The organism is Heliorestis acidaminivorans (genome assembly GCF_008933955.1).
In the GTDB taxonomy this organism is placed as follows: domain Bacteria; phylum Bacillota; class Desulfitobacteriia; order Heliobacteriales; family Heliobacteriaceae; genus Heliorestis; species Heliorestis acidaminivorans.
Map to the genome: position 1 here is coordinate 322,540 of NZ_WBXO01000001.1, position 23,537 is coordinate 346,076.

A 23,537-nucleotide genomic window follows, 5' to 3' on the forward strand; every position below is an offset into this window, starting at 1 on the left:
GACTATCTACCTGTTCATGATTTCACTAAGAACTCGCCTCAACTCTTCAAGTTGTGCATCGATTCGAGCATCTACATAGCCGTAAGCTGTATCAATAATAGAACCACCACGACTGATACTTTCATCTTTTTCAATATTTATAGAGCGCAAGCCTTTGATTAAACTCATCAGATCACTTTTGTAACTTTGTAAGACAGCATAATCTTCAGGGTTTACCTTGATAATTACTTGACTAATGTCTCGTGCTTTATTCAAGGCTTTTTCAGTAATTCGTAAGATTACTTCGTCATTACGCTCTATCTCATATTGAAGTATTTTTTCAGCAATTCCATAAGCTAGTTCTACCATATCCTTCTCTTGATCCTGCATGTAGATAAGTCGTGCCTGTCTGGCCGCCTCTACTTCCTGCTGAGCTTCTGCAATCATGGCATCGCTTTCGTTTCTAGCCGCTTCAATTGCTGCTTGATAACCATCTTGATAACCTTCTGCATATCCTTCTTCAGCCTTCAAGCTTTTTAAGCCTTCTGCTTCATTCTGAGCTTGTTGTAAAATTCCCCTAGCTTCTTCCTTAGCCTGCGTCATTATGATCTGTGTTTGTTCTTTTGCTTTTTGAAGTAGCTCTTGTACTGTTTGATGAGCTTCCCTTAAGATTTGCTCAGCTTCTTCTTGTGCTAATATAGCAGTTTCCTGCTCTTCTACCTTTTCCTCCCTCTCTTCAGAGGGAGGTGCTAGCTCTTCTGGTTTCATTTCGATAAAACTTAGTTTGAGTAACTTAGGTTGGTTAGCTAATAAAGTCGAAGATTTGATGACTCTAGACAATGAGTTCATCACCTCCGCCGCGAGCAACAATGATCTCGCCAGCTTCTTCTAACTTGCGGATAATATTAACAATCCGCTGCTAAGCTTCTTCCACATCTCGCAAACGAACAGGTCCCATAAATTCCATATCTTCTCGTAGCATTTCGCCAGCTCTTTTGGATACGTTTTTGAATATCTTTTGAATTCCTTCTTCACTAGCACCTTTGAGCGCCAAGGCTAGATCTTTAGTATCCACTTCACGCAGAACTTGCTGAATAGAACGATCATCCAACATAACAATATCTTCAAAGACGAACATACGCTTCTTGATCTCTTCAGCTAGCTCTGGATCTTGTATCTCTAAAGCTTCTAAAATCGATTTCTCCGTTCCTCGATCGACTCTGTTGAGCATCTCAACGACATTTTCAATACCGCCAGCACTTGTATGCTCTTGAGAGACTAAGGAAGACAACTTTCTTTCTAGTACCAGCTCTACCTCTCTTATTACTTCTGGTGATGTTCGATCCATCAAAGCAATTCTTCTAGCAACATCAGACTGCCTGTCTGGAGGTAGGGCTGATAAGATAATCGAGGCCTGTTCTGGGCTTAGGTAAGCCAAGATCAAAGCGATAGTCTGTGGATGCTCTGATTGTATAAAGTTCAAAAGTTGAGCCGGATCAGTCCTTCTAACAAACTCAAAAGGACGAACTTGTAAAGATGATGTCAGTCTATTGATTATGTCAAGTGCTTTTTGTGGTCCTAAAGCTTTCTCAAGGATTTCTCTGGCATAATCAATACCACCTGAGGTTATGTACTCCGAAGCCATCAAAATACTGTGAAATTCACCAAAGACTATATCACGGTTCTCAGGTGTTACTTTTCGAATGCTAGCAATTTCAAGAGTCATTTGTTCGATTTCTTCGTCTTTTAGATGTTTAAATATTTTTGCTGATTTCTCCGGTCCTAAAGAAATCAAAAATATTGCTGCTTTTTGTTTTCCAGATAATGATCCTTTCGTTGTCACTGAATCACCTCGAGTCTTCAGCTAGCCACGTTTTTAACAAACGGGCTACCGCTTCAGGATTGCTTTCTGTCAGTTCTTCAATTTGTTCTCGCAATGCTAATCTTTCTCTCTCTTCCGGTGTCAGTTCAATAACAGGAGGTGTCGGTGCAACTTCCTCTACCAAAGGCTCTTCTTGGACCATTTCTACTGGTTTTTCTTCTTCTTTCTTTTTAGCCATAGCTTTGCGGATGAAGAATATAGACGCAATTGCTACAGCTAAAGCAACAGCCACTGCAGCACCTATCCAGAGATAGTTTCTCATGTTCGCTTCTTCAGCCAAAAGTCGATTTAACTCATCGACTGCAGTACGATCAAAAGGCATAGCTACGACACTAATTTGTTCAACTCGTCCACCTGGTTGTGGTTCTACAATGGGATATTGAATTCCAACAGCACGAGCTACAGCTTGCTCAAATTGTTGCTGTCTCTGTTCGTCAAACTCACCATCAATTCGATTGCTATCGATCATTACCGACACAGTGAGTCGATTAATCATGGAACCTGGTGGTGTAATAATGTGCGTTTCTGTCCTAGGAATTTCGTTATTGATTATAATGTCTGATCTCTCATAACGACTTGTTCCTGCTCCTATTTCTTGTTGCATAGGAATGTTAGCATCGACACCTGGAGCAGCGCCTCCTGTCGTTCCTTCCCCACTTTCTAAGATTTCTCTTGTAGAAAGGGGTCCAACAGGTCGACCAAATTGAGAATCCCTTACTTCTTGTTGAGAAAAATCGAGTTCTGTAGCTACTTTGACAATAGCGTTACCAGGACCTACAACACGATTAAGCATTTCTTGAGCTTTCTGCTCCAAGTGTCTCTCAAATTGACTCTTAGCTTCCATTTGGTGCTTTGTTAAGCCATCTAGTTGTAGACCTAAGTTATCATTAAAAAGGCCTTCTGTTAAAACAATACCATTCTGGTCTAAAACTGTTACATTTTCTGGTTTTAGCGATTTCACACTTCTTGATACGAGATGAACAATTCCGCGTACCTGTTCATCTTCTAGTTGCGAAAAAGGCCTCATAATTAACATTACCGATGCTGTTGCATCTGTAGCATTATCTCTAAAAAGAGAATCTGTGGCAGGAACAATCATAACACGGGCATTGTCCACACCAGCTATATTCTGTAATGTTCTGGCCAGCTCTGTCTCGGTAGCAACTTTGAGTCTTATCTCTCGCTCTTTTTCTGTTTCGCTAAAGCGACTCTCGCTAAAAGTCTCAAAGCCCCATCCTGTGCCTCTTGGTAAACCTGAGTTGGCTAGTTCAAGTCGTAGATTGGCTTGATCTTTAGAAGGCACAAAAATGGTAGATCCATCTTCAGAGATTTTGAAATCACTATTCATTTCTACTAATTTTGCTCTTATAGCACCGGCATCAGTTGGATCGAGACGCGAAAAAAGCGGAACATAATCTGGACGTCCTGCAATAAAGGCAAAAGCAAGCAAGGTAAATAAAACAGCAAAAATAGAGCCAGCAATAATAAATTTTTGCTGTCTTGATAATTTACCTAGAAGCTCATTCAATTGAGTGCGCAGTTTTTCAAACATTTCATTCATTGATCAGAAATCCTTCACTAATAGAAATTAAACCTGCATCCTCATAATTTCTTGATAAGCTTCCATCACTTTATTGCGCACTTGTAAGGTCATTGAAGTTGCAATACTCGCTTTTTCTGCGGCAATCATAACTTGGTGAATATCTTCTGTCTGACCTGAAACAAGCGCTTCTGTTTGTCGATTTGATTCAGCATGCAGTTGGTTTACACTGTTAAGAGACTCTTTGAGAAAGGCAGAAAAATCTTTCCCCTTGGCAACCGCTTCTGCAGGCTGTCCATTTTTGATCAGGCTTTGATAGGGTAATAAAGAATTAGGAGTAACGGCCAGCCCTTTCATATCATCTGCCTCCTTAGTTTTTTATAAATTCGTAAGATGAATAATAGTTACCCTCTTCCGATTTCTAACGCTTTTGTTGCTAATGTTTTAGCTGAATTAATAGCTGTTATGTTGGCTTCATATGCTCGTGTTGCGGAAATCATGTCTACCATTTCAACAACTGTATCGACATTAGGCATTCTCACATAGCCTGCTTCAGGACCTTCTCGTATCGCATCGGGATGCTCTGGATCATAGACCATTTTGAAAGGCTTCTGATCTTCAACTATGGCTACAACACGCACACCTGAACCTGGTGCATTCATCTGTTCTTCTGCTTTGGCAAGGGAAGTAGCAAAAGATTCATTATTAGCCGGTCTTGCTGAAAAAAGAGGTACTTGGCGTCGGTAAGGTACAACATTACCATCACCGTCTACTTGACCAGAACGAGTGGTGTTTACGTTAGCAATGTTGTTAGCAACAATATCCATGCGCAATCTTTGGGCTGTCAAAGCAGAAGCACTTGTGTCAATAGAGCTAAGAAATTTCATGCTTTAACGCACCTCCTTGATCACATTTTTCAAACCTGAAAGTCGACGAGATATTTGTGTAATCATCGCATCATACCATAAAGTATTTTTGGCCAAAACAGCCATCTCTTTATCTATGTCCACATTGTTCTCATCGTTACGATAACTTTGCTCTTTAGTATGATGAGTTTTGCTATTAACTTCATGAATTGATGAAGCCATAATAGGAATATGTCTCGAGTTATTGATGGAACCGTCCATCTTCATTTGAGAGTTACCTTTCATCACCTGAGCAAGCTCACTTTCAAAACTAACTTCTTTTCTTTTGTATCCAGGTGTATCTACATTGGCAATATTATCTGCAATAACCTTATGGCGAAGGGCGGCAACATTAAGCCCTTTTTCCAGTAAACTTGTTGAAGCAGTATCTAGAAATTGAGCCATTTTCTCACCTCTTTACTCTTTTGCTCTAATACTTACTGAGCGTAAAAAAGGTATTATCAATTCTAATCACATATCTCGTATAAGTATTCGATATATTTTTTTTTATTACGACCACCTTCATCACTTTTTAAATGAAGGTGCCCTTTCAGATAGAATCATCACATCATCGATATAAAATTATTCGATACTACTTTCGCAATTCCTTTTTTTGAAAAAAAAAAGGCTAACCCCTTGGTTAACCTTCTTTCTAATACTATCTATTTATATATATAACGTTTATTAAGTTATTTTCATCTATTAGTGACGTAGTTTTTCTAACTCATCTAATAAGTTATCATTGAGAATTCGGATATATGTTCCTTTCATTCCCAGTGATTTTGACTCTATAACGCCAGCACTTTCAAATTTGCGCAAGGCGTTAACAATTACAGAACGGGTAATTCCAACTCGGTCTGCAATTTTAGAGGCAACTAGAAGACCTTCGTTACCTTCTAATTCAGAAAAGATATGCTCTACCGCTTCTAATTCACTATAAGACAAAGTCCCGATAGCAATTTGAACAGCAGCTTTTTTGCGTGCTTCTTCTTCCATTCTTTCAGCCTTCGCTCGCAAAACTTCCATGCCTACAACAGTAGAGGCATATTCTGCTAAGATGAGATCTTCATCAGTAAATTCTTCGTTGTATTTTGCAAGGACAAGCGTACCTAGTCGTTGCCCGCCACCTAAAATTGGTGTAACTGTCATTAGCTTATGACCATAAGAACATTTCTCACCGTAATTAAATACACAAGAACTAGTGACTTGACAGAAGTTCGCTTGTGTTTCATTTATACGCATTAAATCCTGATTGTAACTTTCAGGAAAACGTTCCGAATGGTGCACAATATCCGCCATGATGTGGCAATTAAAGTGAGGCATAAAGGAAAAACCTAAAATCCGACCCCGTCTACCTATAATGTAGCAATTCGCTTTTATCAGTTCACTAGTTATTTTAGCCATTTCATTAAAGTTAACAGGATGACCTGCATTTTTCTGAATTAGCTTGTTAACTGTTCTTGTCTTCTCCAGTAAGCTGCGCATATTACCCCCATTGCCTCCTTAGTCGGTCAGTGCAAACTGTATAATACAATCCAAAAGTTATTTATTCATTTCTAGTTTTATATTATAACGCTTTTCACAAAATATATCTACTTAAATCTTCTTTTTCAACAATGTCTTCTAACCTAGATTCAACATATTCTCTATCTATGACTACTTTTTTATCAATTAGATTCGGGGCTTGGAAAGAAAGGTCTTCTAATACTTTTTCTAATATGGTATGCAATCTACGGGCGCCAATGTTTTCTGTCTGAGCATTGACACGATAAGCTATTGAAGCAATAGCTTCAATACCTTCTTCTGCAAAATCTAGCTCTATCTCTTCCGTAGATAGTAAAGCAATATATTGTTTTAATAAAGAATTCTCAGGTTCTGTTAAGATTCTTTGAAAATCTTTTTGACTTAAAGCTTCTAATTCCACTCGTAAAGGAAAGCGGCCTTGTAATTCGGGTATCAAGTCAGAAGGCTTAGAAACATGAAAAGCGCCTGCTGCTATAAATAATATGTGATCTGTTTTTACAGGACCGTATTTAGTCATCACAGTCGAGCCTTCAACAATTGGTAAGATGTCTCTTTGCACTCCACCTCTTGAAACATCTGCCCCTTGCCCACCTTCTCGAGAAGCTATTTTATCTATCTCATCTAGAAAAATGATCCCTGATTGCTCTGCTTTTTCAATAGCTTCGCGATTAACAGCTTCTATATCAATCAGCTTCTGAGCCTCTTGTAAAGCTAATACTTTGCGCGCATCCCGTACAGGAAGACGTCTTCTTTTTCTACTTTTGGGAAAGACCTGACCTAACATATTCTGTATATTGTTTAGCCCCATATCATCATGGCCTTGATTCCCTAACATATCACCAAAAGGGTTGCTTTGCTCTTCTACTTCTACTTCTACCATTTGATCTTCTAGTTCCATCCGTTTTAACTTTTGCCTTATGATAGCTCTCTGTTCTCTTAGCTCAGGCTCTACAGTAGAAGTTTGAGTACTTTGTTGATTCTGTGAACCAAAAAGCATTTCAAAAGGGTTAGACATATTGCGACTAGGTCGAGGTGTTGGCACTAGAATTTCTACAAGGCGCTCTTCAGCCTCTTTTTCAGCCGCTCCTTGAACGTCTTCTAGCTTTTCCGCTTTTACCATGCGGATCGATGTTTCGACTAGATCGCGAACCATAGACTCTACATCTCTACCGACATATCCAACTTCAGTAAACTTAGTTGCTTCTACTTTTATAAAAGGCGCCTGTACTAGCTTAGCAAGCCTTCTGGCTATTTCTGTTTTGCCCACACCTGTTGGTCCGATCATAAGAATATTTTTGGGAGTTATTTCTTCTTGCAATTGTTGAGGTAATTGTTTGCGACGAAATCGATTACGTAAGGCGATGGCAACGGCTTTTTTGGCACCTCGTTGTCCAACAATGTAACGATCTAATTCTTCCACAATTTTTATGGGAGTAAGATTTTCTGAACTCATTACTGTTCAGTCCCTTCTATTTCTTCCACAGTAATATGATCATTTGTATATACGCAAATTTCTGCGGCGATTTGCAAGGACTTCTCTGCAACTTCTCCTGCTGGTAAGTCCGTATGGCGTACTAGGGCTCTTGCCGCAGATAATGCATAAGCTCCTCCCGAACCAATTGCTGCAACGCCATCATCAGGCTCAATAACTTCTCCATTTCCGGAAAGGACAAGTAATTGTTCCTTATCAGCGGCAATAATCATCGCTTCTAAGTGGCGTAAGGCTCTGTCTGTACGCCATTCTTTGGCTAGCTCAACAGATGCTCTTAGTAAGTTACCACGATACTCTTGTATTTTAGATTCTAGTTTATCTAGTAAAGTCAAGGCATCGGCAACAGATCCTGCAATGCCTGCGATAACTTTTCCTTGGTATAAGCGGCGTACCTTTTTAGCAGAACCTTTCATAACCGTTTTATCGCCTAAAGTAATTTGACCATCACCTGCTACAGCGACAGCATTACCTTTTTTTACGGCTACTATAGTCGTACCCCTCATTTTCATGACATAGACTCCTTCTGTCTAAAGTATTGGTGTTAATTGGCAAGTTAGGCCCTTGGATGACTTTTTTGATAAACCTTTTTAAGTCTTTCTGTAGAAAGATGAGTGTAAATCTGAGTCGTCGATAGCTTGCTGTGTCCGAGCAATTCCTGTAAAAGTCTTATATCTGCACCACCGTCAACCATATGGGTTGCAAAAGTGTGTCTTAGAACGTGAGGAGTAATTGATGAATCTAAATTAGCTTCTTTTACAATTTTATGTAGTATATTTTGAATGCCTCTCGCTCCGAGTCTTTCACCTCGATGGTTGAGAAATAAGGCTTTACAATCACTACTTTTTGCTTTTGCCGCTAGAATAGGACGACTCTCTTTCATATAAGCTGCTAAAGCTTTTTGGGCTTCCTCGCCAAGAGGTACTAGTCGTTCTTTATTGCCTTTTCCTTTTACCCGCAACTGTTTCATATTCAGATCAAGATGAACTAGATCTATTTTACAAAGCTCTCGAATGCGGATACCAGAAGCATAAAATAATTCAAAAATAGCGCCATTACGTGAAGATAGATAAGGATTGCCCTGATCTTTAGAGAATTCTAGTAGCTTTTCTATTTCTTCAATAGTTATGGCCTTAGGCATTTTTTTAGCTAATTTAGGAGACTTGAAGCGAAAAAGCGGGCTTTTTTCAATAACTTCTTCCCTTATTAAGTAGCGAAAAAAGCCGCGCCAGGCGGCTATTTTGCGGGCCAGTGTAGAACGCTCCAACTGTCCCTGGTAAAGCTGATTCAAAGCAAGGCGTATCATTTCTGGCGTTACTTGTTCTAGTTCTGGTACTTTTCCGTTGCACTCTTCTAAGTGTTCTAGTAGTTGATTTAGATCAGTGGCATAAGCTTTTTCCGTATGGTCAGAGAAGTTTTTCTCTGCTTTTATATAATTCATATAACGGTCTAGCCAATAATACCACTTCTTCAAATTACTCCGTCCTATCTAATCAATCTATTTAGAAATTTTGACTTTTCATTTCTAAGATTTTTGATAAAGCTCTTTCACTATGTGCTTTCTGTCTCATGCTTTTGCCTTTTACTTTACCTGGCAATGAAGGAAAAATTCCATAGTTTACGTTCATCGGTTGAAAGTTTTTGGCATCAGCTGTGGTAATGTAATTAGCCAAAGCGCCCATAGCTGTTTCAGCAGGAAAAATTAAAGGTTCCCATCCTTTAACTAATCTTGCTGCATTAAGACCTGCCAAAAAACCTGACGAGGTTGACTCAATATACCCTTCTACACCAGTAATCTGCCCAGCAAAGAAAATTCTGCTCTGCTTTTTCATTTGATAAGTTGGTGCTAATAATAAAGGACTATTAATAAAGGTGTTTCTATGCATAACACCGTAGCGTATAAATTCAGCATTTCCTAAGCCAGGTATAAGAGAAAAAACTCTTTTTTGTTCAGGCCATTTTAGATGAGTTTGAAAACCTACTAGATTCAACATAGTTCCTTCTAGGTTTTCTTTGCGTAATTGAACTACTGCAAAAGGTCTTTTTTCGGTGCGAGGATCTCGAAGTCCTACAGGTTTGAGCGGTCCAAAAGTCATCGTTTCGCGTCCTCTACGGGCCATCACTTCAATAGGCATACAGCCCTCAAAAAAAATCTCTTTCTCAAACTCTTTAAGAGGATGTACTTCCGCTGTTGTTAATGCTTCGTAGAATCGGTTGTATTCTTCTTCTGTCATCGGACAGTTTAAATAATCAGCGTCGCCTTTGTCATAGCGGGAAGCCCAAAATGCAATACTTTTGTCAACTGAATCAGCATCTACAATAGGAGCGGCCGCATCATAAAAATACAAGTAGTCAGTACCAGTTAATTCCCCAATAGCTTGAGAGAGGGCTGATGAAGTAAGCGGACCAGAAGCAATTATTACAATCCCTTCTGTAGGAATAGAAGTAACTTCTTCTCTTACTACATCTATTAAGGGATGTTCTAGCAGTCGCTGTGTAATAGTAAGAGCAAATTTATGGCGATCAACTGCTAGAGCACCTCCCGCCGGTACTCTGTTTTGATCAGCTACTTCCATAATTAATGAGCCTAGCTGTCGTAATTCTTCTTTGAGTAATCCTACGGCATTTTCAATAGCGTCACTTCGTAAAGAGTTAGAACAGACTAGTTCTGCAAAGTCTCCTGTTTTGTGTGCTGGTGTCATTTGTTGTGGTCTCATTTCCACAAGCTGAACGGCTATACCTCTCTGTGCTAATTGCCAAGCCGCTTCCGCTCCAGCTAAACCGGCACCAATAATTGTTACTTTCACTATCTTGTCACCTGTTTCTGTTCCATTTCGTCTATATTTTCTAGGTTAACTTTTTCTTCGAAGCCACAGCCTTCTGTTAAACATACTCTTCGAGTTCCAAGTTTTTTCGATTCTTTTTGAACTAAAGGTTTTTGACATTGTGGACAAGGTATATCAGTAGGACGCTCCCATGATACATAGTCACAATCAGGATAGTTGGCACAACCAAAAAACTTTCGCCCTTTTTTGGTCCGTCGTAAAACAATTGCTCCATCACATTTGGGACAAGGTACACCTATTTCTTCAAGCAATGGTTTGGTATAGCGACATTCTGGAAAACGGGGACAGGCTAAAAATTTACCAAAACGTCCTTGTTTAACAATCATTTGAGCACCGCAGTTTTCACAGACTTGATCGCTTACTTCAACAGTTAATTCAATAGAACCAATTTTCTCTTCCGCTTCTTCTAATCGTTCTTTAAAAGGCTCATAGAAATTACGTAGAACTTCTCTCCATTCAGCAGCACCTTCTTCAACCTGATCTAGCTTACTTTCCATAGTTGCTGTAAATTCTACGTCTAATATCTCGGGAAAATGTTCCTTAAGTAGTTCAACAACCACTTCTCCTAGTTCAGTAGGAAAAAATTGTTTCTCTTCACGAACAACATAGCCACGAGCTACTACCGTTTCAATGATTGGTGCATAAGTTGAAGGTCGACCTATACCTTGTTCCTCCAAGGCTTTTACTAACGTTGCTTCCGTATACCTTGGCGGTGGCTGAGTAAAGTGTTGTTTTGGTTCGAGATCTTTTAAAGATAAGGTGCTATTTACTTCTACTTCTGGCAACAAACCTGACTCTTCTTTGGCCTCATCATCTTTTCCTTCAATATATACTTTCATAAAGCCAGCAAATTTCATGGTTGATCCAGAAGCACGGAAAATATAATTAGCCACTGTTATATCTATAGTTGTTGTATCCATGATAGCCGAACTCATCTGACTAGCCGTATAGCGCTCAAAAATAAGTTTGTATAGCTTATACTGATCTGTAGTTACAGCTGACTTGATTGTTTCGGGCTCATATTGAATGGATGTAGGTCTAATAGCTTCATGGGCATTTTGCGCTTTGCCTTTAGTTTCATATTGTCTAGCTGAGTTAGGTAAATAATCCTTACCAAAACGACTATCGATATAAGTTCGCAATTCTTCCATAGCATCTTCTGAAACGCGTACAGAATCGGTACGAATATAGGTTATCAAACCTACAGTACCTTCTTTGCCTAAATCAATGCCTTCATAAAGCTGTTGAGCCACCATCATGGTGCGTCGTGCTGTAAAACCAAGCTTTCGATAAGCTTCCTGTTGTAGTGAGCTTGTCGTAAAAGGTGGAGCAGGATTTCGCTTTTTCTCTTTCTTTTTTACTTCTGTTACTTGAAAAGGTTTTTGTTCAATTTCTTGAAGAATTTGATCCATTTGTTCTTTATTCTTTACTTCAATTTTTTGTTCTCCCATTTTTTGTAGTTTAGCAGTGAGAGAACCTTGTTCAGCTTCTAACTGTGCTGTAAGAGACCAGTATTCTTCAGGCTTAAAGTCTTGTATTTCCTCTTCTCGATCAGAGATTAATCTTACTGCAACAGACTGTACTCGTCCGGCCGAAAGACCTTTGCGAATTTTGCGCCATAAAAGTGGACTTAGATTGTAACCGACTAAGCGATCTAGAATGCGTCGAGCCTGTTGTGCTTCTACGCGATCAACGTCAATCTGTCTTGGCTTTTTAACAGCATTTTGAATTGCTTTTTTGGTGATCTCATTAAATTCAATACGACATAAAGCTTCTTCTTCAACGCCAAGAATATGAGCTAGGTGCCAAGCAATAGCTTCTCCTTCTCGGTCAGGGTCAGGCCCTAAGAGAATTTTTGTAGACTTTTTTGCCGCACTACGCAATTCCTTAAGTAAATCACCTTTGCCCCGAATGGTAATGTACTTAGGAGAAAAATCGCTTTCTACATCTACACCAAATTGACTTTTGGGTAGATCTCGTACATGACCCATAGAAGCCTTGACCTGATAACGTCGACCCAAAAATTTACCAATTGTTTTTGCTTTAGCTGGTGATTCAACAATAACAAGTACTTTATCGGACAACAGGTTCACCTCGTTCACCTGATAAATAATCTTATTTTGTAACCCTCTACCTATGGGCTATTATAGCCAACAGAATTTATTTAACAAGTTAATTAATTATTGGACAACAAAATGGCTTCCTCCTGGTAGTGATTTTACCAGGCCTTTCATTTCTAATAAGGTTAATATTGATGCTATTTCTGCACCTTTCATTCCTGTGCAGTGCACCAATTGATCAATACTTTTCCCCTCCCAATTGAGTTGGGATAAAATAACTTTTTCGCTAGGTTCTAAGCTGCTTTCTTGCTGGGGACTATTTAGAAAGTTAAACTGCATTTGCACTTCCGAAAGCACATCTTCTATAGAAGTAATTAGTTTAGCTCCCTGCTGTATTAAGCGATTTGTCCCTACGCTTTGGCGTGAAGTAATAGGGCCGGGAACAGCAAATACTTCCCGACCTTGCTCTAAAGCTTGGTCGGCTGTGATCAGAGCGCCTGACCTCTCTCCTGCTTCAATCACAATAACGCCCTGAGAAAGCCCTGAAATAATTCTGTTGCGTGCGGGAAATTTACCAGGTTCAGCTGGCGACCCCGGCGGATATTCACTGATCAGTGCACCCTTTTCTAATATAGCTGATGCTAAATTATTATGTTCTTTTGGATAGATAGTATCAAGTCCACAAGCCAATACCGCAAGAGTCCGGCCTTTTTTTTCCAAAGCTTTACGATGAGCGATACCATCAATTCCTCTAGCGAGACCACTTATGATTGTCCTACCCTGCTGAACCAATTCTTCTGTTAAGAGTGAACATACTTTTTCTCCATATGCAGTAGGCTTACGAGTGCCCACTATGGCCATATTCACCTTATCGTTCTTTTCGATCTGTCCTTTTGTATATAAAACCGGCGGAGGATCGGCAATAGAACGCAAAAGTTCTGGATATTCATCATCATATAAAGTTAAGGCTTTTATTGCTCCATAATGTATACGTTCCAAAAAGGAAGATAAATAGTCCTTTCTTCGACATTGTAAAGTTTTTTGCCAACCTAATAAAGTTAAACCAGCAATACCATCCCATTCCTTATCTGAGGCAAGCCAAGCTGATTCCGCAGAGCCAAAATGACTTACAATGCTATGAAATCTTCTAGCACCTATGCCAGGTAAGGACGCCAAAGCTATCCAGTAAGGACGCTCTCTTTCAGAAATTATCTGCATAGTTCTTCCCTCCAAGGTACAATTAACAGCCATTAACAGCTGGATAATCGTGCCATAGATTGTATTTAACATTAATGACTTCATGAATACTTGTCAAGGAAAAAAAGAGATCTTTTCACAATCGATATTGTATTGCCTCTGCTAAATCAATGCTTGATATTGTTTCTGCACCTCTGAGATCAGCTATTGTTCTAGCCACTTTGATTAAGCGATGAAGTCCTCGCCCACTAAGGTGAAATTGTTTATAGGCCATTTCTAACAACTGTTCTGCCTCTTTTTCTAAAATACAAGTCTTTTCAAGCAATTCTGCATCTAAATGGGCATTGCAAAAAACTTTATTTTTCTTTTCATAAGGCAATAATCGTTCTAATTGCCGTTCTCTTGCTATCATAACTCTTTCTCTCATCTGTGCTGAACTTTCCTCTGGTCCTTCTTTTTGACGTAATGATTCATACTTAGGCCTAGTTACTTTTACTTGTATATCCATACGATCCCATAATGGTCCTGATATACGATGCTTATATCGTTCAATTGCATAAGGGGTGCAATTACATTCTTGATCATCTTCTGCTCCTAGATAGCCACAAGGACAAGGGTTCATCGCTGCAACAAGGATAAATTTTGATGGAAAAGTATAAGTTCCACCTTGTCTTGATATAGTTACTTCCCCATCTTCTAGAGGTTGTCGGAGTGCATCTAGAAGTTCTCTTGTAAATTCAGGCCATTCATCCATAAACAAAACACCATGATGGGCTAAGCTGATCTCTCCTGGTCTAGGTGTCCTTCCTCCGCCAATAAGTGCTGTCATAGTACTGTGATGATGAGGTGTTCGAAAAGGTCTTTCTGTAATCCAGGTACTATCATCAAGAAGTCCACCTGTAACGGAGTAAATCATCGTTGTTTCTAAAGACTCTTGATAAGACATTGGTGGAAGTATGGTTGGCAGACAGCGAGCTAACATTGTCTTCCCCGTACCAGGTGGACCAGTCATAAGAAGATTATGTCCTCCTGCCGCTGTAATTTCTAAAGCTCGTTTAGCTATACTTTGACCTTTTATTTGACTTAAATCATAAGCACTTTCTACTCTACTGTCATTATGAGTGCTTTTTTTCGTTATATTTATGATTCTCCCTTTCTCTTCATGAGGATGTTGTAAGCTATGTATAACTTCTTGAAGATTTTTTACTGCTTGACTTTTTAACTGCGTAATCCTTGAAGCTTCACCTATATTCGCTTCTGGTACCCATATTTGAATTGTCTTATCTTCGTTCATATGATTTTTTGACAATCCATAAACCATAGCTAAGATTCCTTCCACAGGTCGGGCAGAACCATCTAATGCTAATTCTCCAACAAAATAATCACTTATATATCTTTGAAGGTTAACTTGGCCTGTTGCTGATAAAACACCTAAAGCAATAGGTATATCTAATACAGTACCTTCTTTACGTACATGAGCTGGTGCCAAATTAACAGTTATTCTATGTAAAGGAAAACTAAAACCACTATTTCTAATGGCCGTTCGAACTCGTTCTCGTGCTTCTCGAACAGCTGTAGCTGGTAATCCAACAAGATCGAAGGCAGGTAAGCCATTAGATACATCAACTTCAACTAGCACAGGCCTAGCTATCATACCTTCTAAAACAACGCTTCGAACTCTTGCAAGCATTTGGGACAACTCCTCAATTATGATCGATTAAAAAAACTAATAAATAATTACTCTATGAGTTTCGACAAATAGTAATTATATTCCTTTATTGCCTTTTTTACTCTTTATGATATTGGTTTTTAAGGCGTAAATATAGCTTTGCGATGATCTATATGAAAACCTTTGCTATCTTCTGGACAATTGTTATTTAAGTTTATACTTATTAAATCAAACCGTATTTGCTGAAAAACTGATTGCTCCTGTTGTAAATAATTCGAAGCTACTAGCAGTAGTCTTCTTTTCTTTTTATAGTCAATTGTTTCTTCAGCTCGTCCCCAACGATCTGAGGAGCGTGTACGAACTTCTACAAAAACAATACTTTTTTCATCGTTAAAAATTAAGTCAATTTCACCAAAAGAGCATCGATAATTTTTCTTTTTTAGTATCCATCCTTTTTCAAGAAGGAAAAGACAAGCTTGTTCTTCGCCCCATCGTCCTAGAAGAACTTTATGATTCATAATATCACCTACTATTTTTCTACTTGGAAAGCCATTCTTTTTTAATCGATCTTTTCCTTCTTTTTATAACCATTTTTAACAATTATTTAAGGGCAATCTTTGTGACTGCCCTTAAATAATTGTATTATAAAGTTCATGCAAGGCCTTCCATTTCCATCCATGCTTTAAGAGCATCATCAATAAAAATTGGTATTATAAAAGCTTCTATACCTTTAGCTAATAATTTATCTGTTGCACCTGCACCAATTTGGCTTACAAGGACAGCTTTACAATCACTTATAGTTTCGATCATCTCCTCCATTTTACCTTCATTATGATTTTGTCCCCTACAGGCTGGTGATGTAGTACGAAGTTCTAAAAATCTATAAATGCCTTCTTCAACTTGAAAAATTAAAAACTGTTTCGTTCGACCAAAATGCTGATTAACTACTTTTCCATCACTACTTGCTACTGCTACTTTTAACATTTTGCTTCATCGTCCTTTCAATATTTTTAATTAAAATAATCATTCATATTCAATAAACACAAGACCAGAGTAAAAATAATAAATCAAATATTGTAGTTAAATTTCACTTATATAATCTTTTCTATCTATGCTTTTTATTTTGAAAGAATAAAAAAAGAAGTAAGTCTTATAAAAAGACTTACTTCTTCATTGAAGTGTTTAGAATAATGCTTTGGCTGCAATATTAGCCATTTCTGCCAATGGCTGAGGATAGACTCCCAAGACCAAAGTGACAACCATAGATACCACAACAGTAAGCTTAATAGCTCCACTAACATGAATTGGTTGATCATCCTTAGGATCGTCTCTCCACATATAGAGACACACATTGAGGTAATAATATACTGAAATCATAGACATAACAAATCCAATGAATGCTGGCCAAAGAACACCTTGGTCCATAATGGCCGCAAAGAGATATAACTTACCTACAAAGCCTGCCAGCGGAGGGATACCAGCTAGTGATAGTAAACTAACTGTCATAACTATGGCTAATAAAGGTTGGCGCTGTCCTAATCCCGCGTAGTCAGAAATTTTGTCTGAGTTAAGATGTTTACCAACTACAATAGCAACTGCAAAAGCACCAATGTTGGCAAAGACATAGATCATGGCATAGAAAAGGATACTTTTTATACCAGCTACGTCAGCGGCCATCATACCGACAAGCAAATAACCAGCTTGAGCAATAGATGAGTAAGCTAACATTCTCTTAATATTCGTCTGTGGAATGGCAATTACGTTACCAACAATCATGGTAATAGCGGCCAAACCAGCAATAATAACTATCCAATCTACACCTGTTGTAACAGGTACACCTTGAATAAAGAGACGAATCATAACAGCAAAACCAGCCGCTTTAGACGCTACAGCTAAGAATGCTGTAATTGGTGTTGGTGCACCCTCATAGATATCAGGTGACCACATGTGAAAAGGAATGGCAGCAATTTTGAAGCCAAAGCCAGCTAAAATCATGATTACTGCAACAGCAAGAGCTGGACTCCATGTGAGACCGTCTACGAGTTCAGGAATGATTGTCGTACCGGTCAAACCATATAGTAAGCTCATGCCATATAACATAATAGCTGACGAAGTAGCCCCTAGGATCAAGTACTTAATACCTGCTTCAGAAGATCGACCGTTTCCAAGTAAAAAGGAAACTAGGACGAAGAAAGTGACAGTCATTAACTCCATGCCAACGAAAAGAGTAATCAGATCATTGGCTGATGCCATAACCATCATACCAAGAGTGGCAAAAATTATCATAACAAAGAATTCGCCATGGTATTTTGGTAGAGAACGAACATAATCTAAAGAAGATAAGGTGACAAATATTGCTGAAACTAAGAAGAGTTGTTTCATAAAAACAGCAAAATCATCAACTATCCAGATCTCACGAAAAGTTGTTTCATTAATACCGTATTGAAATGATGTTGCCACTAAAATGGCTACCATACCAAAGACAGCTGCGTAACCGATACCTTGATGTCCCTTTTCTCTTGGTGAAAGAATGGTCAAAACCAGTAGACCGATACCCAGGGCGGCCATTAACATTTCGGTGGATAGCAAGCTGTAATTCATCTTAGAATCCACCTCCTATGGTTGGCGTATCACCAAGCATGTCAAGAAGAGGACCAATCAAAGGTTCAACGCCTGCGTTAACCATATCCATCAAGAGAGCTGGGAAGAATCCAGTTACGATAATTACAGCTCCTAAGAGGATTAGGGGTACCATCTCTGGACCTTGCAAATCGCGATACTTGTCAAGCTCTGCTCGGCGTGGTCCAAAGAGGACGTTTGCCAATACACGTAGGGTGTAAAGAGCTGTGATGATAATACCAGTAATCGCAATCACCGTCATTATTGGGAACTCTTGGAAAGCACCAATGAAAATAGTGAATTCTGGAACGAAAGATATCAATCCAGGCAAACCAAGAGCGGCCATACCAGCAATCATAAAACCAACTGCTAGGCGTGGCATCTGGTGTGATAAACCGCCTAAATCGGGGATGTATCGAGTATGAGTTTTCTCATATACATGTCCAATCAAGGCAAAGAATAAGGCAGACATAACACCATGGGCGAACATATAAGCAATAGCTCCGTTAATGCCAATGATATTCATGGCAGCTAAGCCTATCAAGACGAAGCCCATATGGCTGACTGAAGAATAACCAACAACATACTTCAAATCTTTCTGAGAAAGAGCAATCATGGCCGCATAAGCAACGTTCGCAACAGCAAGTACAGCTATCAAGGGCGCCCAAAATTTTGCGCCTACAGGAAGTGCTAAAATACCAATACGAATCAGGCCATAACCACCAATCTTTTTCAGTACGCCTGCGTGAATCATCGAAACAGCCGTCGGTGCACCAGCGTATCCATCTGGTGACCATGAATGGAAAGGAAACATAGATAAGAGTGAGCCAAAGCCAACTAGTAACAAGAAAAAGGCAAAGATCTGGAATTCGTCACTAAAATTCGCTTGTTGTAAACTTTCAATTAAGAAAGTTCTCTCGCCAGCAGGATAAGCATTGAGGTACATAGCAAGTAGACCAACCAATAAGAGTGCTGAACCAATAAGCAGGTAGATAGTTAGCTTCATACCAGCGTATTCTTTGGTAACTCGTTTGCTAGAACCCCAAATGATAACCATGATATAAAGTGGAATTACAACCACTTCATAGAACAAGAAGAAGAAGAATAAGTCTTGGGCGATAAAGGTTCCCATAACACCGGCAATCAAAATGAGTAGCAAGATAAAAAATGTTTTGGGCCTTTTCTCAATATTCCAAGAAGCGAAAACAGCACTAAATCCAATCAAGTTCGTTAAAAGTAACATGGGTAAAGAAATGCCATCAACGGCCATGATATAGGTTATACCTAAATCTTTAACCCATTGAACTTCTTCAACGAATTGCATACCGCCTTGTGCAAAATCGTAAGTGAAATACGCATAAATAGTAAGCAGTAAGGGAATTCCTGTGAATAGAGCAGATAAAGATTTGATCACCTTATGCTCATCTTTGGGAACGAAAGCCAAGGCCAATGCCCCAACGAGTGGTGTTAGTAGGGCGATGGTAAGCAAAGGAAAGTCCACTTACTTTCCACCTCCGATCAGAGCCATAGCAGTTTCTGCACCCATCATACCCATGATCGCTACTAACAGCACAACAGCAGCAAAGAATATCATGGCATAATGTTGTAATTGACCCGTTTGAGAAAGTCGCAATTTATCGCCTAACCAACCTGTAAGTTTAGCTGAGCCATCTACAGCACCATCTACAACGCGAAGATCTATCCAATAGAGAACACGACTAGTGCCAGCTACGATCTTCTCATTCATCCACTGATAGATCTCATCAATGTAGAACTTATTGTAGGAAAGCTTGTGTAGGAAAGAAGCTTTTTCAGCCAACATGCTAGCATCAATCCATTTAGCACCATAGATAACCCAAGCAAGAGCTATCCCAGCTCCAGCAATTAGCACAGAACTAGCCATGGTCATCAGATCAGCTTGATGTGGAACGTATTCGCCATAGCGTACCCAGTAGCTGAAACCTTTTTCTACCCAAGGTGCCCCAACGAGACCACCGAAGATTGCTAAAAAGGCTAATACACCCATAGGGGCTAGCATGTTAATAGGCGATTCGTGGGGATGATTTTCGGGGTTTTCTTTGCCGAAGAAAGCAACAAAAACCATGCGTGACATATAAAAAGCAGTCATAAATGCTGTAATTTTGGCCACATAATAAAGATCAGTATAGCCACCTAATTGAGCCGCTAATACGATTTCATCTTTGGACCAGAAACCAGCAAAAGGTGGTATCCCTGCGATGGCCAACAAACCGATTACCATAAAACCTGCTGTCCAAGGCATTTTTTTGTATAGTCCACCCATTTGGAAGATATCAGTACGACCATGAATAGCGTGTAAGGCAGATCCAGCAGCAAGGAACATTAAGGCTTTAAAGAAAGCATGAGTCATCAAATGGAACATGGAAGCCGAAAGACTACCTACACCTAAAGCCAACATCATGTAACCTAGCTGTGAGACTGTTGAGTAGGCTAGAATTCTCTTCATCTCTCGTTGTGTTATGGCAATGGCTGCCGCAAACAAGGCCGTAAAGCCACCAATATAAGCAATCACCATCATAGCTTCTGGAGAGAACTGGAAAAGAGTAAAAGCTCTAGCTACTAGATAAACACCAGCAACAACCATCGTTGCGGCGTGAATCAGAGCTGATACTGGAGAAGGGCCTTCCATGGCATCAGGTAACCAGACGTGCAAGGGGAACTGACCTGACTTACCGATTGGTCCAACGAAGACCAAAATACCCATCAATGTAACTAGAAAAGGATGAGCCAGTGCAAAGGCTGGCATCATTTCAGCCAATTCAACAAACTCTAAGGTGCCAAAGTTAACTTGGATTAACAAGATACCGATGAGCAAACCAAAGTCTCCAATACGAGTTGTAATGAAGGCTTTTTTGGCTGCTTCTTTGGCTGAGTCTTTAAAGTAGTAGAATCCAATCAGCAAATAAGAGCAGAGGCCTACAAGCTCCCAGAAAACAAACATTTGCAACAAGTTAGTAGAAATAACGAGTCCTAACATGGATGCTGCAAAGAGACATAGGTATGCGAAGAAGCGACTATAACCAGGGTCGCCTTTCATATAACCTGTTGAGTAAATCATTACCATGGTGGCAACAAGCGTAACAACAAAGAGCATCATTGCTGTTACTGAGTCAATAAGCACACCCATGGATACTTCTAAGCCGGGCATAGAGAACCAGCGCATCGAATATACGAGGGGTTCTTCAATTAACTCCGGTCTTTGCAATACGGCCGCCACTACTCCTAATGCAAGTGCAAAAGATATCACACTTGATATGATAGCCGTTGTTGAAGCTGTCTTTTCCATATTTCTGAAGAAAGAGACAATCAACAAAAAGGCTACGAAGGGCAGTAATGGAATAAGCCAGGCATTTTCTAAACTAAATTGGGCAAAAGCCATTGCCCCATCACACCTACCTTTACTACGAAAGTCGCATCTAATAATCGCTTACAACTTGAGCCAGTTCAGTTCTTCCGCACTGGAAGTAGTGCGATCTCGGTAGATGCTAATGACGAGTGCCAAACCTACAGCTACTTCAGCAGCGGCAACTGCAATAATGAAAATGGAGAAGACTTGTCCCTCAAAGCTTCCTGGAGCAACAAACTTATTAAAAGCAATTAGATTCACGTTGACAGCATTGAGCATTAACTCAATACCCATCAAAATGGCAATCAAATTGCGTTTAGAGAGGGCACAAAAAAGACCTAAGCAAAAGAGGGCCGCTCCAAGGACTAAAAAGTGAGTCAATCCAATGGTCACGCTTTTTTCGCCCCCTTGGCAATGATAATAGCGCCAGCCATGGCCACTGTTAAGAGCAAGGCTGCTGCCTCAAAAGATACAGTGTAGTCTTCTAATAACAGTTTTGCAACACCGCGAACGGAGATTTCATCAGTCGGTGCTGTAAGACCCAGCGGGAAGGTTGTAGTCAAAATAGCCCAAGCCATCGTTCCAAAAAGGCCCGCCGCAACGACAAAGCCTACAACAGCGCTTGAATTAAAGGGGTTTGATTCTTTCATGTTAGGCCTGCGCGTCAACATGACACCAAATGCGATGAGAATCGCAATCGCACCAGCGTAGACCATAACTTGTACAGCCGCTAAATAGTCTGCATTGAGCAATACATAAATACCGGCTACACCAACAAAAGTCAAAGCCAACAAGAGTGCACTGTGAACGATGTTTTTGAGAACTACAACACCAATCGCTGAGAAAAGAACAATAGCAGCTAAGATATAAAAGGCTATTACGTAGACAGTCTCATTCACAGTTCGTTCACCCCTTTTCCTCTGTTGTCTGACTTTGTTCTTCTCTATGAATTCGTTCTCTGTCTAGTGCCATACAATCAAAAACTAATGCATCTCTAGAGTAGCCAGCATAGGCAAACTCTTTCGACCAGACGAGACATTTGGTTGGACAAACTTCTACACATAAATTACAGAATAAGCAAAGTCCAGTATTATGAATGTAGCTGTCCAATTGACGTTTGTTATTTTCATCTTTGACAGTTTTTAGCTTAATGGAGCCATTAGGACAGTTGTTCATACAAAGTCCGCAAGCAATACATTTACTAACGACTAAGTCCAGACGTCCTCCACGGAATCGGTCTCCTAGCTCCGGTTGCACCTCTGGATACTCTTCTGTCACATTTTTACGGAAAAGCTCTCTCAGGGTTACAGCCATCCCTGTCAATAAACTTTTACCCAGCATCAATTACCCTCCAATCGCTATGCGGTAGGCATAGATACCGACACCGGTGACCAGGATGTTGGCCAAAGCCAGAGGCAATAGCACTTTCCAACCGAAAGACATAAGTTGGTCAACCCGAAAACGTGGGAAAGTCCACCGGAACCACATAAAGAGAAAAATCATAAAGTAGGTTTTGGCGGCAAACCAGATCCATCCAGGAATAAAAGCTACAGCGTCGCGCATTACAGCAGGCATCGGTGGTGGTTGCCAGCCTCCTAAAAAGACGGTTGTTGCAATAGCTGAAACTGCAAAAAGATTGGCATATTCAGCTAAGAAAAAGAGAGACCATTTCATACCGGAGTATTCTGTCATCGGTCCAGCAACAATCTCTGATTCCCCTTCAACGAGGTCAAAGGGCGTACGGTTGGTCTCTGCTGTTGCTGCTATTACATAGATCAAAAATGCTACCGGTTGTAAGAATATAAACCAGATTCCTGACTGTGCCTCTACGATAGAAGACATCTTCAAGGAACCAACTAGCATAACAACACCAATTAATGAGAAGACTAGCGGAATTTCATAGCTCACCATCTGAGCTACAGAACGCATACCACCTATTAAGGAGTACTTGTTGTTAGAACTCCAGCCAGCCATCAAAAATGGAATCGTTACTGTAGAAGCAACTGCTAGAAAGTAGAACAAGCCGATATTCAAATCTACGGCAATTAAACCTTCAGAAAAAGGGAAAACAGCATAAGCTGCCAATGTGGGTACAAAAAGAACGACAGGTGCCAAAAACCATACCCAGCGATCGACGCCTTTTGGGCGAATATCTTCTTTGGTAATCAACTTAATCGTATCTGCAACAGTCTGAAGCAAACCGATGGGACCCACACGGTTTGGTCCTGGACGTGATTGCATGTAACCTGCCACTTTACGTTCTGCCCAGACCAATATAACGGCATTACCAAAAATTATACCTAAGATGGCTGCTAAAGCCACACCGTACATGGTCACGTCTACTACATCGGGATTTCCCAGCAGAGGATCTAAAAAAGAACGTAAGGTGGCAGCGATGGTTAACAGAATATCTTGATTGGTGTTCATTTCCTCGTCTCCCCA

General features: G+C 39.9%; 22 protein-coding genes and 1 pseudogene. All 23 read right to left on the reverse strand.

The window, feature by feature from the left end; translation table 11 throughout:
- Positions 1–6: 6 nt before the first annotated feature.
- The 23 genes and pseudogenes from F9B85_RS01545 to nuoH all read right to left on the reverse strand — a co-directional run bounded on the left by F9B85_RS01545 (position 7) and on the right by nuoH (position 23,522).
- Positions 7–819: a FliH/SctL family protein gene (locus F9B85_RS01545; RefSeq protein ID WP_170270076.1), complete on the reverse strand. Its 813-nt coding sequence runs from the start codon at positions 817–819 to the stop codon at positions 7–9.
- Positions 812–1,822 (reverse strand): annotated as a pseudogene (gene fliG, locus F9B85_RS01550) (flagellar motor switch protein FliG). The gene F9B85_RS01545 and the pseudogene fliG overlap by 8 nt, the downstream one beginning before the upstream one ends.
- A 4-nt stretch (positions 1,823–1,826) precedes the next feature.
- A complete protein-coding gene (gene fliF, locus F9B85_RS01555; protein ID WP_151617844.1) occupies positions 1,827–3,422 on the reverse strand; it encodes a flagellar basal-body MS-ring/collar protein FliF in 1,596 nt (531 codons plus the stop codon).
- Between the two features lie 27 nt (positions 3,423–3,449).
- On the reverse strand, positions 3,450–3,758 hold the full coding sequence (fliE, locus tag F9B85_RS01560; protein ID WP_151617845.1) for a flagellar hook-basal body complex protein FliE: 309 nt from the start codon (positions 3,756–3,758) through the stop codon (positions 3,450–3,452).
- A gap of 47 nt (positions 3,759–3,805) precedes the next feature.
- Positions 3,806–4,288, reverse strand: a complete 483-nt coding sequence (gene flgC, locus F9B85_RS01565; RefSeq protein WP_151617846.1) for a flagellar basal body rod protein FlgC — start codon at positions 4,286–4,288, stop codon at positions 3,806–3,808.
- A gap of 3 nt (positions 4,289–4,291) precedes the next feature.
- The gene (gene flgB, locus F9B85_RS01570; RefSeq protein WP_151617847.1) at positions 4,292–4,711 is read right to left on the reverse strand and encodes a flagellar basal body rod protein FlgB; all 420 of its coding nucleotides are present in this window, start codon (positions 4,709–4,711) and stop codon (positions 4,292–4,294) included.
- 297 nt (positions 4,712–5,008) lie between these two features.
- The gene (codY, locus tag F9B85_RS01575; RefSeq protein ID WP_151617848.1) at positions 5,009–5,791 is read right to left on the reverse strand and encodes a GTP-sensing pleiotropic transcriptional regulator CodY; all 783 of its coding nucleotides are present in this window, start codon (positions 5,789–5,791) and stop codon (positions 5,009–5,011) included.
- Positions 5,792–5,885: 94 nt separating this feature from the next.
- Positions 5,886–7,283, reverse strand: coding sequence for an ATP-dependent protease ATPase subunit HslU (gene hslU, locus F9B85_RS01580; protein WP_151617849.1), 1,398 nt, complete (start codon positions 7,281–7,283; stop codon positions 5,886–5,888).
- The gene (gene hslV, locus F9B85_RS01585; protein ID WP_151618369.1) at positions 7,283–7,825 is read right to left on the reverse strand and encodes an ATP-dependent protease subunit HslV; all 543 of its coding nucleotides are present in this window, start codon (positions 7,823–7,825) and stop codon (positions 7,283–7,285) included. Before hslV ends, hslU begins: the two co-directional genes overlap by 1 nt.
- Positions 7,826–7,875: 50 nt before the next feature.
- Complete coding sequence (gene xerC, locus F9B85_RS01590; protein ID WP_151617850.1) at positions 7,876–8,793, reverse strand: tyrosine recombinase XerC; 918 nt, start codon at positions 8,791–8,793, stop codon at positions 7,876–7,878.
- Between the two features lie 28 nt (positions 8,794–8,821).
- Entirely contained in the window at positions 8,822–10,126 is a 1,305-nt protein-coding gene (trmFO, locus tag F9B85_RS01595) for an FADH(2)-oxidizing methylenetetrahydrofolate--tRNA-(uracil(54)-C(5))-methyltransferase TrmFO (protein ID WP_151617851.1), read from the reverse strand.
- Positions 10,126–12,249 (reverse strand): type I DNA topoisomerase, encoded by a 2,124-nt coding sequence (topA, locus tag F9B85_RS01600; protein ID WP_151617852.1) that lies wholly within the window; start codon positions 12,247–12,249, stop codon positions 10,126–10,128. Before topA ends, trmFO begins: the two co-directional genes overlap by 1 nt.
- Before the next feature lie 96 nt (positions 12,250–12,345).
- Positions 12,346–13,443 carry a DNA-processing protein DprA gene (gene dprA, locus F9B85_RS01605; RefSeq protein ID WP_170270083.1) on the reverse strand — a complete coding sequence of 366 codons (1,098 nt, stop codon included), beginning with the start codon at positions 13,441–13,443 and terminating at the stop codon, positions 12,346–12,348.
- Between the two features lie 115 nt (positions 13,444–13,558).
- Positions 13,559–15,112, reverse strand: a complete 1,554-nt coding sequence (locus tag F9B85_RS01610; RefSeq protein WP_151617854.1) for a YifB family Mg chelatase-like AAA ATPase — start codon at positions 15,110–15,112, stop codon at positions 13,559–13,561.
- Positions 15,113–15,231: 119 nt separating this feature from the next.
- A complete protein-coding gene (locus F9B85_RS01615) occupies positions 15,232–15,609 on the reverse strand; it encodes a YraN family protein (RefSeq protein WP_151617855.1) in 378 nt (125 codons plus the stop codon).
- A 133-nt stretch (positions 15,610–15,742) separates the two neighbouring features.
- Positions 15,743–16,075, reverse strand: coding sequence for a NifB/NifX family molybdenum-iron cluster-binding protein (locus F9B85_RS01620; protein WP_151617856.1), 333 nt, complete (start codon positions 16,073–16,075; stop codon positions 15,743–15,745).
- Positions 16,076–16,273: 198 nt separating this feature from the next.
- Positions 16,274–17,692 carry an NADH-quinone oxidoreductase subunit N gene (locus F9B85_RS01625; RefSeq protein ID WP_151617857.1) on the reverse strand — a complete coding sequence of 473 codons (1,419 nt, stop codon included), beginning with the start codon at positions 17,690–17,692 and terminating at the stop codon, positions 16,274–16,276.
- A gap of 1 nt (position 17,693) precedes the next feature.
- Positions 17,694–19,211 carry a complex I subunit 4 family protein gene (locus F9B85_RS01630; protein ID WP_151617858.1) on the reverse strand — a complete coding sequence of 506 codons (1,518 nt, stop codon included), beginning with the start codon at positions 19,209–19,211 and terminating at the stop codon, positions 17,694–17,696.
- Positions 19,212–21,128, reverse strand: coding sequence for an NADH-quinone oxidoreductase subunit L (gene nuoL, locus F9B85_RS01635; RefSeq protein ID WP_151617859.1), 1,917 nt, complete (start codon positions 21,126–21,128; stop codon positions 19,212–19,214). It lies immediately after the preceding gene.
- Between the two features lie 48 nt (positions 21,129–21,176).
- Positions 21,177–21,488, reverse strand: coding sequence for an NADH-quinone oxidoreductase subunit NuoK (gene nuoK, locus F9B85_RS01640; protein WP_151617860.1), 312 nt, complete (start codon positions 21,486–21,488; stop codon positions 21,177–21,179).
- On the reverse strand, positions 21,485–21,994 hold the full coding sequence (locus tag F9B85_RS01645; RefSeq protein WP_151617861.1) for an NADH-quinone oxidoreductase subunit J family protein: 510 nt from the start codon (positions 21,992–21,994) through the stop codon (positions 21,485–21,487). The genes nuoK and F9B85_RS01645 overlap by 4 nt, the downstream gene beginning before the upstream one ends.
- A 7-nt stretch (positions 21,995–22,001) precedes the next feature.
- The gene (locus F9B85_RS01650) at positions 22,002–22,436 is read right to left on the reverse strand and encodes a NuoI/complex I 23 kDa subunit family protein (protein ID WP_151617862.1); all 435 of its coding nucleotides are present in this window, start codon (positions 22,434–22,436) and stop codon (positions 22,002–22,004) included.
- A gap of 3 nt (positions 22,437–22,439) precedes the next feature.
- Positions 22,440–23,522 carry an NADH-quinone oxidoreductase subunit NuoH gene (nuoH, locus tag F9B85_RS01655; protein ID WP_151617863.1) on the reverse strand — a complete coding sequence of 361 codons (1,083 nt, stop codon included), beginning with the start codon at positions 23,520–23,522 and terminating at the stop codon, positions 22,440–22,442.
- Positions 23,523–23,537: the final 15 nt, after the last annotated feature.

Excerpts from the sequence above, each read along its gene's own strand:
- F9B85_RS01615 (WP_151617855.1), bottom strand. The coding sequence starts at position 15,609 with ATGAATCATAAAGTTCTTCTAGGACGATGGGGCGAAGAACAAGCTTGT.
- dprA (WP_170270083.1), bottom strand. The coding sequence starts at position 13,443 with ATGCAGATAATTTCTGAAAGAGAGCGTCCTTACTGGATAGCTTTGGCG.
- hslV (WP_151618369.1), bottom strand. The coding sequence starts at position 7,825 with ATGAGGGGTACGACTATAGTAGCCGTAAAAAAAGGTAATGCTGTCGCT.
- nuoL (WP_151617859.1), bottom strand. The coding sequence starts at position 21,128 with ATGGCTTTTGCCCAATTTAGTTTAGAAAATGCCTGGCTTATTCCATTA.
- nuoH (WP_151617863.1), bottom strand. The coding sequence starts at position 23,522 with ATGAACACCAATCAAGATATTCTGTTAACCATCGCTGCCACCTTACGT.
- codY (WP_151617848.1), bottom strand. The coding sequence starts at position 5,791 with ATGCGCAGCTTACTGGAGAAGACAAGAACAGTTAACAAGCTAATTCAG.
- fliE (WP_151617845.1), bottom strand. The coding sequence starts at position 3,758 with ATGAAAGGGCTGGCCGTTACTCCTAATTCTTTATTACCCTATCAAAGC.
- flgB (WP_151617847.1), bottom strand. The coding sequence starts at position 4,711 with ATGGCTCAATTTCTAGATACTGCTTCAACAAGTTTACTGGAAAAAGGG.
- F9B85_RS01650 (WP_151617862.1), bottom strand. The coding sequence starts at position 22,436 with ATGCTGGGTAAAAGTTTATTGACAGGGATGGCTGTAACCCTGAGAGAG.
- F9B85_RS01610 (WP_151617854.1), bottom strand. The coding sequence starts at position 15,112 with ATGCTTGCAAGAGTTCGAAGCGTTGTTTTAGAAGGTATGATAGCTAGG.
- F9B85_RS01625 (WP_151617857.1), bottom strand. The coding sequence starts at position 17,692 with ATGAATTACAGCTTGCTATCCACCGAAATGTTAATGGCCGCCCTGGGT.
- hslU (WP_151617849.1), bottom strand. The coding sequence starts at position 7,283 with ATGAGTTCAGAAAATCTTACTCCCATAAAAATTGTGGAAGAATTAGAT.
- fliF (WP_151617844.1), bottom strand. The coding sequence starts at position 3,422 with ATGAATGAAATGTTTGAAAAACTGCGCACTCAATTGAATGAGCTTCTA.
- F9B85_RS01620 (WP_151617856.1), bottom strand. The coding sequence starts at position 16,075 with ATGTTAAAAGTAGCAGTAGCAAGTAGTGATGGAAAAGTAGTTAATCAG.
- flgC (WP_151617846.1), bottom strand. The coding sequence starts at position 4,288 with ATGAAATTTCTTAGCTCTATTGACACAAGTGCTTCTGCTTTGACAGCC.